Annotated in this window: 19 protein-coding genes; 12 read left to right on the top strand and 7 right to left on the bottom strand. The window is 69.9% G+C overall.

The window, feature by feature from the left end:
* The first annotated feature begins 8 nt into the window (after positions 1-8).
* Genes HPF_RS08545 through HPF_RS08535 form a run of 4 tightly spaced genes read left to right on the top strand, consistent with a single transcriptional unit; the run spans position 9 to position 4,137 of the window.
* A complete protein-coding gene (locus tag HPF_RS08545) occupies positions 9-2,666 on the top strand; it encodes a circularly permuted type 2 ATP-grasp protein (RefSeq protein WP_133156330.1) in 2,658 nt (885 codons plus the stop codon).
* 3 nt (positions 2,667-2,669) lie between these two features.
* Positions 2,670-3,644 carry a transglutaminase family protein gene (locus HPF_RS08540; protein WP_133156329.1) on the top strand — a complete coding sequence of 325 codons (975 nt, stop codon included), beginning with the start codon at positions 2,670-2,672 and terminating at the stop codon, positions 3,642-3,644.
* A gap of 48 nt (positions 3,645-3,692) precedes the next feature.
* The gene (locus HPF_RS23640) at positions 3,693-3,839 is read left to right on the top strand and encodes a hypothetical protein (protein WP_164868321.1); all 147 of its coding nucleotides are present in this window, start codon (positions 3,693-3,695) and stop codon (positions 3,837-3,839) included.
* A gap of 16 nt (positions 3,840-3,855) precedes the next feature.
* Positions 3,856-4,137, top strand: a complete 282-nt coding sequence (locus HPF_RS08535; RefSeq protein WP_079365920.1) for a DUF427 domain-containing protein — start codon at positions 3,856-3,858, stop codon at positions 4,135-4,137.
* Between the two features lie 18 nt (positions 4,138-4,155).
* On the opposite strand, the gene HPF_RS08530 is transcribed toward HPF_RS08535, so the two are convergent.
* Genes HPF_RS08530 through ylqF form a run of 3 tightly spaced genes read right to left on the bottom strand, consistent with a single transcriptional unit; the run spans position 4,156 to position 6,214 of the window.
* Positions 4,156-4,752, bottom strand: coding sequence for an NAD(P)H-dependent oxidoreductase (locus HPF_RS08530; protein ID WP_133156328.1), 597 nt, complete (start codon positions 4,750-4,752; stop codon positions 4,156-4,158).
* 59 nt (positions 4,753-4,811) lie between these two features.
* Positions 4,812-5,213, bottom strand: coding sequence for a carboxymuconolactone decarboxylase family protein (locus tag HPF_RS08525; protein ID WP_133156327.1), 402 nt, complete (start codon positions 5,211-5,213; stop codon positions 4,812-4,814).
* Between the two features lie 17 nt (positions 5,214-5,230).
* A complete protein-coding gene (gene ylqF, locus HPF_RS08520; protein WP_079365917.1) occupies positions 5,231-6,214 on the bottom strand; it encodes a ribosome biogenesis GTPase YlqF in 984 nt (327 codons plus the stop codon).
* A gap of 71 nt (positions 6,215-6,285) precedes the next feature.
* Between ylqF and HPF_RS08515 the strand changes: the two genes are divergently transcribed.
* A complete protein-coding gene (locus tag HPF_RS08515) occupies positions 6,286-6,768 on the top strand; it encodes an SRPBCC family protein (RefSeq protein ID WP_133156326.1) in 483 nt (160 codons plus the stop codon).
* Here HPF_RS08515 and HPF_RS08510 read toward each other — a convergent pair whose 3' ends face one another.
* Positions 6,769-6,957 (bottom strand): YgaP-like transmembrane domain, encoded by a 189-nt coding sequence (locus HPF_RS08510; protein WP_079365916.1) that lies wholly within the window; start codon positions 6,955-6,957, stop codon positions 6,769-6,771.
* Positions 6,958-7,179: 222 nt separating this feature from the next.
* On the opposite strand from HPF_RS08510, the gene HPF_RS08505 reads away from it, so the two are divergent.
* Entirely contained in the window at positions 7,180-7,476 is a 297-nt protein-coding gene (locus HPF_RS08505; protein ID WP_133156325.1) for a 2Fe-2S iron-sulfur cluster-binding protein, read from the top strand.
* 6 nt (positions 7,477-7,482) lie between these two features.
* Here the strand turns inward: HPF_RS08505 and HPF_RS08500 are convergent, their stop codons facing one another.
* From HPF_RS08500 to HPF_RS08490, 3 genes are all read right to left on the bottom strand, one after another.
* Positions 7,483-8,382: a dienelactone hydrolase family protein gene (locus tag HPF_RS08500; protein ID WP_133156324.1), complete on the bottom strand. Its 900-nt coding sequence runs from the start codon at positions 8,380-8,382 to the stop codon at positions 7,483-7,485.
* Positions 8,383-8,487: 105 nt separating this feature from the next.
* Positions 8,488-10,053 carry a glutamate--cysteine ligase gene (gshA, locus tag HPF_RS08495; protein ID WP_133156323.1) on the bottom strand — a complete coding sequence of 522 codons (1,566 nt, stop codon included), beginning with the start codon at positions 10,051-10,053 and terminating at the stop codon, positions 8,488-8,490.
* A 31-nt stretch (positions 10,054-10,084) separates the two neighbouring features.
* Positions 10,085-11,077, bottom strand: coding sequence for a tRNA dihydrouridine synthase (locus HPF_RS08490; RefSeq protein WP_243721705.1), 993 nt, complete (start codon positions 11,075-11,077; stop codon positions 10,085-10,087).
* Positions 11,078-11,216: 139 nt separating this feature from the next.
* On the opposite strand from HPF_RS08490, the gene HPF_RS08485 reads away from it, so the two are divergent.
* From HPF_RS08485 to HPF_RS08460, 6 genes are all read left to right on the top strand, one after another.
* Positions 11,217-11,756 carry a FecR family protein gene (locus HPF_RS08485; protein WP_165961668.1) on the top strand — a complete coding sequence of 180 codons (540 nt, stop codon included), beginning with the start codon at positions 11,217-11,219 and terminating at the stop codon, positions 11,754-11,756.
* Positions 11,753-12,349 (top strand): OmpA family protein, encoded by a 597-nt coding sequence (locus HPF_RS08480; RefSeq protein WP_133156321.1) that lies wholly within the window; start codon positions 11,753-11,755, stop codon positions 12,347-12,349. The genes HPF_RS08485 and HPF_RS08480 overlap by 4 nt, the downstream gene beginning before the upstream one ends.
* Positions 12,350-12,359: 10 nt before the next feature.
* A complete protein-coding gene (locus HPF_RS08475) occupies positions 12,360-12,842 on the top strand; it encodes a HugZ family pyridoxamine 5'-phosphate oxidase (RefSeq protein ID WP_079365910.1) in 483 nt (160 codons plus the stop codon).
* A gap of 80 nt (positions 12,843-12,922) precedes the next feature.
* On the top strand, positions 12,923-13,579 hold the full coding sequence (locus HPF_RS08470) for an RluA family pseudouridine synthase (protein ID WP_243721704.1): 657 nt from the start codon (positions 12,923-12,925) through the stop codon (positions 13,577-13,579).
* A gap of 29 nt (positions 13,580-13,608) precedes the next feature.
* Positions 13,609-14,376, top strand: coding sequence for an SDR family NAD(P)-dependent oxidoreductase (locus HPF_RS08465; RefSeq protein WP_133156319.1), 768 nt, complete (start codon positions 13,609-13,611; stop codon positions 14,374-14,376).
* A 29-nt stretch (positions 14,377-14,405) separates the two neighbouring features.
* Positions 14,406-15,002 carry a histidine phosphatase family protein gene (locus HPF_RS08460; RefSeq protein ID WP_133156318.1) on the top strand — a complete coding sequence of 199 codons (597 nt, stop codon included), beginning with the start codon at positions 14,406-14,408 and terminating at the stop codon, positions 15,000-15,002.
* Positions 15,003-15,054: the final 52 nt, after the last annotated feature.

Raw genomic sequence — 15,054 nt, 5'->3', positions numbered from 1 at the left:
TTTGAAGGATGCAACGGCCCGAACCGCCCCGGGGTCCCCCAAAGAAGGAGCCACGGGCATACTCCAGAGCCGTGACCCCGGAAGAATCCAGAGACAACCTGTTCGACGAACTCAGCCCCGAATCCCCCGGGGACTGGGCCCTGTCGTGGTCGGTGCCCGCCGACGCCGGGCACCGCGACGAGCTGCGCGACAGCGGCGACCCGCGGGCCCTGGCCCCGCGCTGGGGCCGCTTCTTCGACCACGTAGGCACCGACGGTCTGGCCGACCTGAACCGCCGCGCCGAGAACCTGCAGCGCCAGATCCGAGACAACGGCGTCACCTACAACGTCTACGCCGACGCCGCCAGCGGTCTGCAGCGCCCCTGGGCGCTCGACCTGTTCCCCATGATCGTGGACCCGCGGGAATGGGCACAGATCGAGGCCGGCGTGCTGCAGCGCGCGCGCCTGCTCAACGGCATGATGGCCGACCTCTATGGCCCGCAGGAGCTGCTGCGCCGCGCCCTGCTGCCCACGGCGCTGGCCCAGGGCCATCCAGGCTACCTGCGCGCCATGAAGGGTGTGACGCCGCCGGGCAACACCTGGCTGCACATCGCCGCCTTCGACCTCGCGCACGGTCCCGACGGGCGCTGGTGGGTGGTCGGCCAGCGCACCCAGGCGCCCTCGGGCCTGGGCTACCTGCTGGAAAACCGCATCGCCATCGCGCGGCAGTTCCCCAAGGCCTTTGCCGGCATGAAGGTGCAGCGCCTGGCTGCCAGCTACCGGGCGCTGATGGACGGCATCAAGGCGCTGTCGCCCGAGGGTGAGGACGCGCGCATCGCCCTGCTCACACCCGGCCCCTACAACGAAACCTACTTCGAGCACGCCTACCTGGCGCGCTACCTGGGCCTGACCCTGGTCGAGGGCAACGACCTGACGGTGCGCGACCAGCGCCTCTACCTCAAGACACTCAAGGGCCTGGAGCCGGTGCACGCGCTGATCAAACGCGTGGACGACCAGTGGCTGGACCCGCTGGAGCTGCGCCCGGACTCCGGCCTGGGCGTGCCCGGCCTGCTGCAGGTGCTGCGCGCGGGCAACCTGCTGCTGGCCAACGCACCGGGCTCGGCGCCGCTGGAATCGAGCGCGCTGCTGGGCTTCCTGCCCGCCATCAGCCGCCACCTGCTGGGCGAGGAACTGGAACTGCCCTCGCTGGCCACCTGGTGGTGCGGCGAAGACGCTGCGCTGCGCGAGGTGCTGCCCCTGCTCAAGGGCGGCGTGATCAAACCCACCTACCCTGGCTCGGGTCTGGAGACGGCCATCGGCCAGAGCCTGAACGCCCGCGAGCTGGACGAATGGTCGGGCCGCATGGTGCGCCACCCCGACGACTACACCGTGCAGTCCTGGTTGCCGCTCTCGCAAACGCCCACCTGGACCGGCGAGCGCCTGTTGCCGCGCTCGGCCATGCTGCGCGTCTTTGCTCTCGCCGACGGGCCGCAGAGCTGGCGCGTGCTGCCCGGCGGCCTGGTGCGGCTGGCGCCCCGCGGTCAGCTGATGGCGTCCATGCAGCGCGGCGGATCCAGCGCCGACTGCTGGGTGATGACCGACGGCGAGGTCGACACCACCAGCCTGCTGCAGTCACAGCCCAGCACACTGGCCCTGGCGCATCAGAAACGCCCGGTCACCAGCCGCGCCGCCGAAAACCTGTTCTGGCTGGGCCGCTACACCGAGCGCGCCGAAAACGCGGTGCGGCTTGCGCGCATCGTGCTCGACCACCTCGGTGGCGAAGAGCCCAGCTCGCGCGCGCTGCTCGCCTGGCTCTCGGCCACCGCCCGCGAAAACGCCCTGGTGCTGGACGACGTGCCCGGCGCCGAGCAGGCCGCGCGCGTGTTCGCGCGCTCGCTCATGGCCAGCCTGTCGCCCGCGCCGGGCTCGCCCCTGGCGGGCCAGAGCTGCAGCGTGGGCCACAACCTGCGCGCGCTCAAGGGCGCGGCCGCCCAGGTGCGCGACCGGCTCTCGCCCGAACACTGGAACCTGATCGAACACGCCGAGGCCAGCTTCGCGCAGGACTGCGCCGCCATGGCGGCCGACGCCGAGTACGGCACCGCCGAGGCGCTGGCCGCGCTCGCGGCGCTGAGCGAGCGGCTGGCCGCCATCACCGGCGCGCAAACCGACCGCATGGTGCGAGACAACGGCTGGCGCCTGCTGTCCGTGGGCCGCCACATCGAGCGGCTGATCACGCTCTCGCGCGCGCTCTCGCTCGGGCTGGAGCACCGCTGCATGGACGACCCGACGGGCTTCGAGTCGGTGGTCGCGCTGTTCGACAGCACCATCACCTTCCACGCCCAGTACCAGCAGCGGCGCGACATGGTGGCGCTGATCGATCTCCTGGTGATGGACCGGGACAACCCGCGCTCCATCGCCTGGGTGGTGCAGACCCTGCGCTCGCGGCTGGCCAAGCTCTCGCAGAGCGCCACGCCACAGGACGCGGTGCTGGCCCAGGGCCTGCCCGACCCCGACGTGTGGGTGCTGACCGAGCTGAGCAGCTGGCAGCGCGAGGGGCAGACCATGCGCTACAGCACCCTCGCCGAGCTGCTGGACGGCTGCGAGACCGCGGCGGCCGAGCTGTCCGACGAAATCACGCGGCTGCACTTCAGCCACGCCGACCGCAAGACGCGAAGCGTCGGCGTCTGAGCCATGGACCTGCGCGTCCTGCATACCACCACCTACCGCTACCAGGGCAGCGTGGACCTGGCGCAGCACATGGTCCACCTCTCGCCGGTGGACACGCCCACCCAGACCGTGCGGTCGCACACGCTGACGATCTCGCCCGAACCGGCGGCCCGCAGCCAGACCACCGACGCCTTCGGCAACCTGCGCACCTTCTTCTCGCTGCAGGCGCCGCACGAGGTGCTCACCGTCACGGCCGACAGCCGGGTGGACACCCGCGCGCCCGCGCCGCTGCCCGACGACCCGGCCTGGCAGACGCAGACCTGGGAGGCCGTGCGCGATCATTTCCGCTACCGCGCCCGCGCGCCCTACGACCCCGCCAGCGAGTTCCTGTTTGCGTCCCCCCATGTGCCGCGCGACGATGCTTTCACTGCCTTTGCCCGGCCGGCCTTCGAAAACGGCCTGCCCATGCTGTCCGCCGTGCGTGCGCTCATGGAGCGCATCCACAGCGGGCTGACCTACGAAACCGCCAGCACCGAAGTCAACACCCCGGCCCTGGTTGCGCTGGCGCAGGGCAAGGGCGTGTGCCAGGACTTCGCCCACATCATGACCGGCTGCCTGCGCAGCCTGGGCCTGCCTGCGCGCTATGTCAGCGGCTACCTGCTCACCCAGCCTCCACCGGGCCAACCGCGCCTGATCGGCGCCGACGCCTCGCACGCCTGGGTCTCGGTCTACGTGCCCCTGCCACCGGGAACCGGCGCGCAGGCCGGCGACGAACCGGCGCTGGGCGCCTGGTTCGACTTCGACCCCACCAACAACCGCTGCGGCTGGGGCAGCCCCGGCGAGGACTATGTGACGCTGGCCACCGGCCGCGACTTCGCCGACGTCTCGCCCATGCGCGGCGTCATCCAGGGCGGCGCCCGCCACACGCTCGACGTGGCCGTCACGGTGGCACCACCCTACGAGCTGGAGGCGCTGCAGAACCCGCCCGCGGGCCGGTAACATCGCGCGATCGGCCGCAGTGCGTGGCCATTTCCAACGGAGCACACCATGGGCAAGGAACAGCGCAACGAAAAGATGAGCAAGAAGCCGAAAAAGGACACGTCGGTGCCCAAGGGCCCGGTCAGTTCCGACCGTCCGGTCCCGCCGGTCACCGCGGTGATCCCGCGCGGCAAGGACAAAGACAAATTCAAGTGAGCCGGGGACGGTCCGCATGAAAGCCACCTGGAACGGCGCCGTGGTCGCCGAGAGCGACGACACGGTGCTGGTCGAAGGCAACCACTACTTCCCCGAGGGCGCGCTCAACCGCGCTTTCGTCACGTTCAGCAACCACCGGACCACCTGCCCCTGGAAGGGCGAGGCCAAGTACCTCTCCCTGCTGGTCAACGGCGAGCTCAATGCCGACGCCGCCTGGTACTACCCGGACCCCAAGCCCGAAGCCGAGAACATCCGCGGGCGCGTGGCGTTCTGGAAGGGTGTGAAGGTCGAGGGCTGAGGCCCGCGTGGCAGCCGCTCAGGCCGCCTGCGCGCCCAGCTTGCGCAGCCTGGCGCACCACTGCGCCACACCCGGCTCGCCCAGCCGGTCCACCAGCCCGACCAGGGTTTCGTGCACCGGGGCGATGCCCACAAACCCGAGGATGTTGCGCTCCAGCGACTTGACGCTGTGGGCGCGGAAGTACCAGCGGTACAGCAGCGCCGGCATGCCCATGGTCACCACGATGCGGGCCGAGCGCCCGCCCAGCGCTTTCTGGCCGAACGGGTTCTTCTCGTCGCGGTGGAAGGCAAAACCGGGCCGCGCCACCTGCTCCAGGAAGCCCTTGAGCATGGCCGGCATGTCACCCAGCCAGAGGGGAAAGCACAGCAGCAGGTGCTGGCACCAGGCGATGTCGTCCTGGGCGGCCTTCAGCCCTTCGGGCAGCGCGCCATGCTCCCATTCCGCCGCGCTGCGCAGCAGCGGAAAGTCCAGCGCCCCGACGTCCACCCGCCGAACCTGATGGCCCGCCGCCTGCGCGCCCCCGGCGTAGGCATCGATCAACTGGTGCAGCAGGTGGCGCGCCCCGGCGTCGGGGTGGCCGTTGACGATCAGGATGCGGCGTGCTTCGGTGCTCATGGCGGGGCTCCCAAAAGGCCCATGCTGCACCCGTGCCGCGGCGCCGTCCTTGACCCGGCTCAAGCCTTCTGGAATGCCGGGTCCACCGGCACCTGCAGGCCCGTGGCCAGTTGGTTGGTCTTGGCCGCCAGCGCGATGATAGACAGCAGCTCGGCGTGCTGTTCGCGCGTCATGCCCTTGGCGGTGGCGGCCGCGGTGTGCGAGTGCACGCAGTAGCTGCAGCCGTTGATGATGGACGCGGTGATGTAGACCAGCTCCTTGGTCAGCGGGTCCAGCGTGGACGGCGTGGCCATCACCCGCTTGACCTCGGCCCAGGTCTGCTCCAGCAGCGCCGGGTCGAAGGCCAGGTAGCGCCACATGTTGTTGATGAAGTCGGTCTGGCGCGTGGCGCGGATGTCGTCGAAGACGGCCTGGACGCGCGGATCGGCCTCGGGGTTCGTGGGCGGAGCGATGGTGGACATTCGGAGTCTCGGGTGGGTCAACGTGGCTTGCGCGCCGACGGGCGCTTGTCCGCCTTGGGCTTGCGCTCCGGGCTGATGTGCCCCTCGTCGCGCAGCTTCTTCTTGCGCGCCGCGCGTTCGGCGTCGGCCTGCTTCCCGGCCTTGAGCCAGCGCGCGAACTGCTCGGGCGTCTCCAGCGTGATGCGACCGATGTGCAGGGCGCGGAAATCGGCGATCACCAGCTCTGCGGCCTTCTGCATGTTCACCCGGCCGCCGCCGGCCAGCGCGCCGCGCTTGCGCCCGATGGCTTCGACCAGCTCGTCGTCGTGGGTCTGCGCCCATGCCTCGGGCGACAGGCCCAGCTGGTAGCGTGCCTCCATAAGCTGCGGGTAGTCGGTCTTGAGCTTGGCGATCAGCTCGTAGGCCACCTCTTCTTCGTCGTAGGCGTTCTTGCCCACCGCGCCGCTGGCGGCCAGGTTGTAGCCGCTCTCGGGCACGAAGATGCGCGGCCAGAGCATGCCCGGCGTGTCGTACAGATAGAAGTCGTCGGCCAGCGCGATGCGCGCCTCGGTGCGCGTGACGCCGGCCTCGTCGCCGGTCTTGGCGGCGCGCTTGCCCTTGAGCGTGTTGATCAGCGTGGACTTGCCGACGTTGGGAATGCCGCAGATAAGCACCCGCATGGGCTTGACCATGCCGCCGCGCCTGGGCGCCAGCTCGAAGCAGGCGTCGATGAGCGCCCGCGCGGGTGCCGTGACGCTGGCATCCAGCGCGATGGCGCGTGTGTCGGGCTGGGCGTTGTAGTGCGCCAGCCAGAGCGCGGTGCGCGCCGGGTCGGCCATGTCCTGCTTGTTGAGCACCTTCAGCGTCGGCCGGCCGCTGGTGAGCTGCTGCATCAGCGGGTTGGCGCTGCTGCCGGGCAGGCGTGCGTCGAGCATTTCGATCACGACGTCGATTTCCTTGACGCGCTCGGCGATCGCCTGCCGCGTCAGGTGCATGTGACCGGGGAACCACTGGATGCTCATGAAATGCCGTTCTGTGTGCGTGGCCGCTGCGTGCCACAATGATTTTTCAGCCAACCACAAGAGGAGACCCCATGGCCATCACCGTGAAGATCGATCTGGGCTACGAATTCAACGTCAAGGCCAAAGCCGCCGAGGTGTTCGAGCTGCTGTCGGACGTGCCGACGTCGGTCAGCCATTTTCCCAAAGTCGACCAGCTGGTCGATCTGGGTGGCAACAGCTACCGCTGGGAGATGGAAAAGGTGGGCACGGCCCAGGTCAACATCCAGACGGTCTACGCCTGCAAGTACGTCAGCAAGTGGGACGCGGCCAAGGGCCAGGGCACGGTGAAGTGGACCCCGGTCAAGGGCGTGGGCAACGCCCTGGTCTCAGGCAGCTGGGACATCAGCGACCAGAAAAAGCACACGGCGGTCGCACTCGCCATTCAGGGCGATATCGAGGTGCCGCTGCCCGGGCTGATGAAGATGGTGGTGGTGCCGGTGGTCGAGGGCGAGTTCGAGAAGCTGGTCGAAAAGTACATCGCCAACCTGATCAAGCGCTTTGGCGGCGAGGCCTGATCAAGAAGCGCTGCGGACCTGCAGCTCCACCAGCGGGCAGGCGTTGATGATCGCGGTGGTGAGCACCAGGCCGGCCGAGGCGTAGGCCAGCACCTGCAGCAGGCCGGTGAGCGAAAACACCGCTACCAGAAGAATGGCGGCGCCGGAGAGCAAGCGGTAGGCCCGGTCTGCGCCGGTGAGGCTGTACATGGTCTAAAAACAGGTTCAGGAAAAACCTTGGACTCTAGCCAGACCGCATCCCGATGGCTTTGACACTTCTCAACTTGTCCCAAGATTTCCGGGACAAGCTTGTGGATAAGCTTGGAGAAGTCCTGTACGGGCGAGCTAAGTCGTTGATGTACAAGAGCAATCCTCAGTCTGCCTGTTGAACAGGCAGGACCATACAACCCGCCCAGCAGTTAGATTCGGGCCATGCCGATAGAAGATATCCCCCGCAGCTGGGTCCTGGACCTGCCCGATCAGGGCCTCGCGCTTCAGGCCCCCGAGCAGCGCACCCTGCTGCAGACCCTGCTGGCCGCCGGCGTGCCCTGGCCGGCCTCCTGCCGCAACGGCACCTGCCGGACCTGCATCGGCCGGCTCACCGCGGGACAGGTGCGCTATGGCGTGGACTGGCCCGGGCTGCTGCCCGAAGAAAAGACCACGGGCGCGGTGCTGCCCTGTGTGGCCTACCCGCTCAGCGATGTCCGGCTGGAGGGTCCAGGCGACTGAGCCCGCTCAGACTTTCAGGTGCTGGGCGAAAAACGCCAGGGTGCGGTCCCAGGCCAGTTTCGCGGCGGCGGCGTCGAAACGCGGCGTGGTGTCGTTGTTGAAGCCGTGCTGGGTGCCCGGGTACTGGTGGGCGGTGTAGCGCACACCGGCGGCCTTGAGCGCAGCCTCGTAGGCCGGCCAGGCGGCGTTGATGCGCTCGTCCACCGCGGCGAAGTGGATCAGCAGCGGCGCCTTGACCTTGGCGGCGTCCTCCACCGGCGGGTGGTTGCCGTAGAAGGGCACGGCAGCCGCCAGGTCGGGCAGCTGCGTGGCCAGGAAATGCGCCATGCCACCGCCGTAGCAGAAGCCCACCACCCCCAGCTTGCCAGTGCCGTCGGCGCGCGCCTTGAGCACGGCCGCCGCGGCCAGGAAGTCCTGCCGGGTCTTGGACTGGTCGAGCTGGGCGAACAGCGCGCGGGCCTTGTCCTCGTCGCCGGGGTAGCCACCCAGCGGCGTGAGCGCATCGGGAGCCAGCGCCAGGTAGCCGTCCACCGCCAGCCGGCGGGCGATGTCCTCGATGTGCGGGTTCAGGCCACGGTTCTCATGCACCACCAGCACCGTCGGCAGCTTGCCCGAGGCCTTGGCCGGTTTGGCCAGGTAGGCCCGGACCTTGCCCGAACCATTGGGCGAGTCCACGTCGATGCGCTCGGTGGTGATGCGCGGATCGCCCTGGGGCACCACCTGGGCGATTGCGAAGTCCGGGCTGAGCGCCGCGAGCAGACCGGCGGCCGTGAGACCCCCGACCGCGAACTTCGCCGCCTTGTCCAGAAACCCCCGGCGGTCGATGTCGCCGTGCACGTAGGCGTCGAAAAGGATGAGCAGTTCCTGGTCGAAATCGGCGGCGGTCAGGCGCGGGGTGGGTGCCATGGCGGTCTCCTGGATGAAAAGGAGGGCACAGGATAGGACCGGAGACCGCAGGAATTCACCGCCGCGGACATACACCCTGCACCAGCAGGGTGTTTCGCAACAGACTCAGGCAGCCTGGGCCACCACCGAGCGCGGCATCAGGCGGGCCGGGGACACGTACTCCTGCCGGTAGACCTCGAACGGCATGGAATCGGCCGCTTCGATGGCCTGCTGAGCCGCCAGTGAGCGCACCGCCATGTCCACGTAGCGCGACTGTTGCTGCGCATTCCAGGGCAGGTCCAGCAGCTGTTGGCGGATGGCACGCGAGCGGGTGCGGACAAAGTCGATGAACGAGGAACCGTGCTGCTGCCGGGTGGCGGCCAGCACACGCGCCGACGGCAGCGTGTCCGGGGACAGCAGCGCGGCACGCGCTGCGGCGACCGCCTCGCGATGCGAGGCGCCACCATGCAGCGCGTCCAGGTGGTCGGCAATCGGCGCAAGCTGGTCGAGGATCTCCAGCCCCCAGTCCTGCAGCGCCACTTCGCTCCCGCCGCGCAGCAGGTGCAGGCCGGGTTCGCGGCCGCGCGCAGCGGTCAGGTGCTGGTTGTGGGCCAGTTCGCGGATTTCCTCCGGCGTGTCGGGCGGGCTGTCCGACAGCAGACAGTGCAGCAGGAACACGTCCAGGAAGCGCAGCGTGGCCGCATCGATGCCGATGGCCTCGAAAGGGTTGAGGTCCATCAGGCGCACCTCGATGTACTCGACCCCGCGCTCGCGCAGGGCGTGCAGCGGGCGCTCGCCCTGGTGGATCACGCGCTTGGGCCGGATGGTGCCGTAGAACTCGTTCTCGATCTGCAGCAGGGTGGTGGCCAACTGGTTGTAGTCGCCCCCGGGGTTGCGGATGCCCACGGTTTCGTAGGCCGGCCACGGCCGTGTGAGCGCGTCGTGCAGTGAGGCCGCATAGCCTTCGAGGCTGTTGTAGCTCACGGCCAGCGAGGACTGTGCATCGCTCTGGTAGCCCAGGCGCCCCATGCGCAGACTGGTGCCGTGCGGCATGTGCAGGGTGCCGCTGCTGCCGAGGGGCTGCAGCTCGTGCTGGCGCCCTTCGACGAAGGTCGAACACAGGGCCGGCGATGCTCCGAAGAGCGTCAGCAGCAGGAAGGCGTGGCGGCGAAAGTTGCGGATGAGCGCGAAGTAACCCTGGTTGTCCACCCCGGGCAGCGACCAGTTGTAGTGGATGCCGCTGATAGTCTGCATGCGGCGGCCGTAGCGGTGCCCCAGGCCCATGCGGTAGACGCTCTTGGCCCGCCCGACATTGGAGGAGCCGTAGCGCCCGAGCGGGATGGTTTCGTCGGTCGGCAGGCCACACGGCATGCTGGACGCCCAGAGCATCTCTTCACCCGCCGCACCGCCCTGTGCCTGCAGGCTGCGCAGGGTGAACTGGTGGATCTCGGTGAGTTCGGCCAAACAGCTTTCCACGCTGGCGTGCACACCGGTGATCAGCTCCAGCTGCGATTCGGAATAGTCGGTGGTGATGTGCGGGTGCGTGAGCGCGCTGCCGAGCGCCGCGGGGTGCGGCGTCAGCGCAAGCTTGCCGTCGGGTTGCGACCTCAGGCTCTCCTTCTCCAGGCCACGCCGCATGCCGCGCAGTCGCTCGGCTCCCAGGCTCTCCAGCCGCTGTTCCAGGGTCTTCATGGTGGTTTCTAGTCTTGACCGGGGCCGGACCTTAGCACGCCACCGGAATTTCCGCTGCTGGCACGGGCATGGGCTCCTGTGGCAGCGTTTGCGCCTGCAGCCAGGCCTCCACATGGGCCGGGTCGTTGGACTCGCGCAGCTCGTCGAACGCGCGCTGACCTTCTGGATAGCGCTTGCGCAGGTAGTTCAGCCACTGCTTGAGCCGGCCGGCGCGGTGCCGCCGCTCCACCCGGCCACACACCTGGGCCCAGAACACCGACAGCAGCGGCAGGATCTGCGACCACGCCACACCGCCCTGCCCCCGGATCGCCAGCGCCAGGCCGGGGTCGGTCACCATGCCGCGGCCGATCATGAGCCTGTCGCAACCCGTCACCTCGCGGCAGCGCTGCGCCTCGGCCACGGTCCAGATCTCGCCGTTGGCGATCACCGGCAGGTTGGCCGGCAGCACGGTCCGCACCTCGGCGATACGCTCCCAGTAGGCCGGCGGCCGGTAGCCGTGGGCCTTGGTGCGCGCATGGATCACGAGTTCGTCGGCACCGGCCCCGGCGATGGCCAGCGCGCAGTCCTCCGCCACGCGGTCGTCGCCGTAGCCCAGCCGCATCTTGGCCGACACCGGCAGGTGCGCCGGCACCGCGCGCCGCACCGCGCCCACGATGCGGCCGATCAGCTCGGGCTCGTCCAGCAGCACCGCACCGCCCCGGCTGCGGTTGACGGTCTTGGCCGGGCAGCCAAAGTTGAGGTCGACGCCGAACGGGCTGAGCGCCGCCAGCCGCGCAGCGTTCTCGGCCAGGCAGACAGGGTCCGAGCCGAGCAGTTGCGGCCGCACCGGCACCCCCGCCCGGGTCCGCCCGCCGTTGAGCAGCTCGGGCACCACGCGCACGAAGGCCCGCTCGGGCAGCAGGGTGTCGGTGACCCGGATGAACTCGCTCACGCAGCGGTCGACGCCGCCGGTGCGCGTGAGCACATCGCGCAGCGTGGCGTCGAGCAGGCCTTCCATCGGCGCCAGCAGCAGGGTCGGAGTCATCACGGCAAAGGGGGTTGGGGCCGACAGAAACGTGACGCATGTCACTGGAAGTCCGGTCGGGACGCGGATTGTAGGTGCATGCCTTGTGCCACGCGAAATGCAGCGACTAGGATGCCGAGTTAAACCATTTGGAGTAAAGATGCCCGCCCTGTCCGCCCGCCGCCTGTTCCGCACCTCGCCCGCCGTTGTGCTTGCGCTGGCGGCTTCCGTGGCAGCGGCACAGTCCCCAGACATCGCGCCCGACACCCGTGCCGGCACCTTCAAGCAGGTGCAGGGCGAGGTGCGGCTGGGTGGCGGCGATGGCCGCGCCGTTCAGCCGGGTGAGGCCGTTCGAGCAGGACAGCGCATCCGCACCGGCAAGGACGGCGCCGCCAGCATGGTGCTCAAGGACGGCACAGTGATGGTGATTGGACCTGACAGCACCGCCGACCTGAGCCAGTACCGGTTTGATTCCACCACCCAGGAGGGCAACCTGCTGGTGGAGCTGCTCCAGGGTTCGGTGCGTGTGGTCACCGGTCTGCTGGCCCGGGTCAACCCCGAACGCTTCAAGGTCAAGACCCCGACTGCGGTGGTCGGCGTGCGCGGCACCGACTTCATCGTCGAGGCCAACCCCAGGCCCGAGCCGCTCTATTACTACCTGCGTCACCACTGGAGTGACGATAGTAGACTGCGCCGATGACGCTTCCCCTCATCAGGTGCATCACCGCCGCCTCCGCAGTCGCCCTGTGCGCCGCCTGCGCACCGGCCGGCCGGGTGATCCTCCTGCCCCAGCCCGACCGCCCCACCGCCGTGGTGGTGTCCACCACCCAGGGCTCGGCCGACCTGGCCTCCCCCTACGCCGCCGCCGAACTGGGCCACAAGGGTGAGCTCCAGCCGGCCCAGTCCAGCGAGGCCGAGGTGCGCGAGCGCTACCCCGCGCTGCTGAAGCTGGTGCCTCCGACACCGCAGCGCTTCACGCTCAACTTCCAGCCGGGCACGTCCGACCTCACCCCCGAATCGGCGGCCGAACTCGACCAGGTGGTGGTCGCCGCCCGCGCGCGCAGCGGTGGCGAAATCGTGATCGTCGGCCACACCGACCGCCAGGGCGCGGCCGACGCCAACGACGTTCTCTCGCTGGAGCGCGCCAACGCCATCCGCGACCTGCTGGTCGGCAAGGGCGTACGACCCGAACTGATTGAACCGGTGGGGCGCGGCGAGCGTGAACCGGTGGTGCCCACGGACGACGACGTGCCGGAGCCGCGCAACCGCCGGGCCGAGATCGTTGTCCGCTGAGGGGGCACCCTTGGGAGAACACAGCCTGACCCGGGCCCTGCGCGAGTTGCTGCTGGCGCGCCGCACCGCCGCGCTGGGCACGCTCGACGAACACGGTGGCGTGTTCGTTTCCATGGTGCCCTTCGCCATCGACAGTACCGCCAGCGAACTGGTGCTGCACGTCAGCGGTCTGGCGGCCCACAGCGGCAACATGCAGCGCACGCCCCGCGTCTCGCTGCTGGTGTGTGCGGCCGAGCCCGAGGGCGAGCCGGTGCACGCCCTGCCGCGCGTGACGCTGGATGCGCTGGCGCGGTTTGCCGAACCCGGCAGCCCCGAAGCCGAGGTGTCGCGCTCGGTCTATCTGCAACGCTTCCCGGAGGCCGGGATGATGACCACGCTGGGCGACTTCCGCTTCGTCCGGCTGCAGCTGCTGGGCGCGCGCCAGGTCGCCGGCTTCGGTGCTGCGCGCAGCCTGCCGGCCGACGAAGCGCGCCGCGCGCTCGAGGCACCATGAGCCCCCACGCTCCACCGCTACGCGGGTCGCTGCCCCCCGAGGGGGCTGATTCGGCTTGGGGCGGCCCTGCGCCGGATCGTGTGAGCCCCCACGCCCTGCCGCTGATCCACGCCGACGAGCACCTGCTGGTGTTCGACAAGCCGGCCGGACTGCTGGCCGTGCCCGGCCGCGGGCCGGAGAACCAGGACTGCCTGAGCGCCCGCGCCCAGACGCAGTACCCCGACGCCCTGATCGTGCACCGGCTGGACATGGCGACCTCGGGCCTGATCGTGATGGCGCGCGGCATCGACGCCCAGCGCCGCCTGAGCCTGGCCTTCGAGAAGCGCCGGGTGCACAAGCGCTACATCGCCGCCGTCGCGGGCGAGCTGCACAACCCGCAGCCGGACAACGGCTGGAACAGCATCGACCTGCCGCTGATCGTCGACTGGCTGGCGCGGCCGCGCAGCAAGGTCGACCACGACATCGGCAAGCCGAGCCTGACGCGCTGGCGCCTCGCGCCCGAACCGGCGCCGGTCCCGGGCTCGACCCGGCTGGAGCTGGAACCGGTCACCGGCCGCTCGCACCAGCTGCGCGTGCACCTGATGGCCATCGGCTTTCCCATCGTGGGCGACCCGCTGTACGCCAGCGTGGCGCAGCAGGCCATGGCCCCGCGCCTGCTGCTGCACGCCCAGGCGATTGAGATCCCGCACCCGGCGACCGACCAGCCCATGCGCTTCGAGGCACCCTGCCCGTTCTGAGGTTGCCCCGGGCCTGTCACACTGGTGGCATGCAAGACCTTGTCATCCTCACAGGTGCCTCTCGCGGACTGGGGCTGGCGATGGCGCGACAGCTGGTCGCGCCGGACCGCCTCCTGCTCTGCCTCTCGCGCCACACCAACCCCGAACTCGATACCCTGGCCCAGGCACAGGGCGCCACGGTCCTCCAATGGCCCGTGGACCTGGCCGACCCGGCGCCCGTCGCGGCGCGCCTGCAGCAGTGGCTGTCGCAGCTGGACGCGCCCAGCCTGGCCAGCGCCACCCTGATCAACAACGCCGGCGTGATCCCGGAGATCACGCCGCTGGAGCATTGCCCGCCGGACGGCATCGCCCGGGCCCTGAGGGTCGGTCTGGAAGCACCCATGCTGCTGACCGCCGCGTTCCTGAACGCCAGCGGCGCCTGGGTCGACGCCGGCTGGCGCGGCCCGCGCAAGGTGCTCAACATCTCATCCGGCCTGGGGCGCCGGGCGATGGCGGCCCAGGCGCCCTACTGCGCGGCCAAGGCCGGCATGGACCACTTCTCGCGCTGTGTGGCGCTGGACGAGGCGCGCCGCGAGCATGGCGCCCGCATCGTTTCACTGGCCCCGGGCGTGATCGACACCGACATGCAGACCCAGCTGCGCGCGGGCGACCCCGCCGGCTTCCCCGACCTCCAGCGCTTCGTGGAACTCCAGCGCCAGCAGCAGCTCACAAGCCCCGAGGACGCGGCGGCCCAGGTGCTGGCCTGGCTGCAGCGTCCGGACTTTGGCGGCGAGCCCGTGGCCGACGTGCGGGGCTGATCGCCGGTCCGCGAACCCGCGCCAACCCCATGCCACCGCCCACCACAACCCTCCACCCGAACCGTCGCCAGACGCTGCTGCTGGCGGCCGGTGCGGCCTGCGGTCTGGTCCAGGCCCAGTCCGGGCCAGGCGGCTTCTGGCCCCTGTTGCGCCAGGGCGGCTGCGTGGTGCTGATGCGCCACGCCCAGACCGAACCCGGCGTGGGCGACCCGCCGGGTTTCACGTTCGGCCGCTGCGAGACGCAGCGCAACCTCAGCGCCGCCGGTCGCGCACAGGCAGGCCGTGTGGGCGAGGCCTTCCGGCGCGAGGACATCGCCATCGCCGCGGTGCGCAGCAGCGCCTGGTGCCGCTGCACCGACACCGCGCGGCTGGCTTTCGGTCGCTACACCGTGTGGCCCGCCATCAACTCCTTCTTCCAGGGTCAGGGCGACTCGGGGCAGCAGACCCGCGAGGTGCTGGAGACCGTCGCCGCCCTGCGCGCGCCGGTCAACTGGGTGCTGGTCACGCACCAGGTGAACATCACGGCGCTGACCGGTGAACACCCCGCCATGGGCGAGCTGTTCCTGACCCGCGCCGACCCCGCCGCGCCGGGGCGCTTGAAGCTGCTGGCGCGGCACACGGTCTGAGCCTGTCTTCTGCTTGACGTGGCACAAGGCCGGCGTAAGGGTGCTGGCCTTA

It is taken from the genome of Hydrogenophaga pseudoflava (genome assembly GCF_004353865.1).
In the GTDB taxonomy this organism is placed as follows: domain Bacteria; phylum Pseudomonadota; class Gammaproteobacteria; order Burkholderiales; family Burkholderiaceae_C; genus Hydrogenophaga; species Hydrogenophaga pseudoflava.
Note: the sequence above shows the minus strand (reverse complement) of the source record. Positions and strands in the feature narration are given on the sequence as shown.

What these genes read in the sequence shown, in the direction of transcription:
- HPF_RS08530 (WP_133156328.1), bottom strand. Translation starts at nt 4,752, where the DNA reads ATGAGCACCGAAGCACGCCGCATCCTGATCGTCAACGGCCACCCCGAC.
- ylqF (WP_079365917.1), bottom strand. Translation starts at nt 6,214, where the DNA reads ATGAGCATCCAGTGGTTCCCCGGTCACATGCACCTGACGCGGCAGGCG.
- HPF_RS08500 (WP_133156324.1), bottom strand. Translation starts at nt 8,382, where the DNA reads ATGGCACCCACCCCGCGCCTGACCGCCGCCGATTTCGACCAGGAACTG.
- HPF_RS08525 (WP_133156327.1), bottom strand. Translation starts at nt 5,213, where the DNA reads ATGTCCACCATCGCTCCGCCCACGAACCCCGAGGCCGATCCGCGCGTC.
- HPF_RS08480 (WP_133156321.1), top strand. Translation starts at nt 11,753, where the DNA reads ATGACGCTTCCCCTCATCAGGTGCATCACCGCCGCCTCCGCAGTCGCC.
- HPF_RS08460 (WP_133156318.1), top strand. Translation starts at nt 14,406, where the DNA reads ATGCCACCGCCCACCACAACCCTCCACCCGAACCGTCGCCAGACGCTG.
- HPF_RS23640 (WP_164868321.1), top strand. Translation starts at nt 3,693, where the DNA reads ATGGGCAAGGAACAGCGCAACGAAAAGATGAGCAAGAAGCCGAAAAAG.
- HPF_RS08515 (WP_133156326.1), top strand. Translation starts at nt 6,286, where the DNA reads ATGGCCATCACCGTGAAGATCGATCTGGGCTACGAATTCAACGTCAAG.
- HPF_RS08535 (WP_079365920.1), top strand. Translation starts at nt 3,856, where the DNA reads ATGAAAGCCACCTGGAACGGCGCCGTGGTCGCCGAGAGCGACGACACG.
- HPF_RS08465 (WP_133156319.1), top strand. Translation starts at nt 13,609, where the DNA reads ATGCAAGACCTTGTCATCCTCACAGGTGCCTCTCGCGGACTGGGGCTG.
- HPF_RS08505 (WP_133156325.1), top strand. Translation starts at nt 7,180, where the DNA reads ATGCCGATAGAAGATATCCCCCGCAGCTGGGTCCTGGACCTGCCCGAT.
- HPF_RS08485 (WP_165961668.1), top strand. Translation starts at nt 11,217, where the DNA reads ATGCCCGCCCTGTCCGCCCGCCGCCTGTTCCGCACCTCGCCCGCCGTT.
- HPF_RS08490 (WP_243721705.1), bottom strand. Translation starts at nt 11,077, where the DNA reads ATGACTCCGACCCTGCTGCTGGCGCCGATGGAAGGCCTGCTCGACGCC.
- gshA (WP_133156323.1), bottom strand. Translation starts at nt 10,053, where the DNA reads ATGAAGACCCTGGAACAGCGGCTGGAGAGCCTGGGAGCCGAGCGACTG.
- HPF_RS08510 (WP_079365916.1), bottom strand. Translation starts at nt 6,957, where the DNA reads ATGTACAGCCTCACCGGCGCAGACCGGGCCTACCGCTTGCTCTCCGGC.
- HPF_RS08540 (WP_133156329.1), top strand. Translation starts at nt 2,670, where the DNA reads ATGGACCTGCGCGTCCTGCATACCACCACCTACCGCTACCAGGGCAGC.
- HPF_RS08545 (WP_133156330.1), top strand. Translation starts at nt 9, where the DNA reads ATGCAACGGCCCGAACCGCCCCGGGGTCCCCCAAAGAAGGAGCCACGG.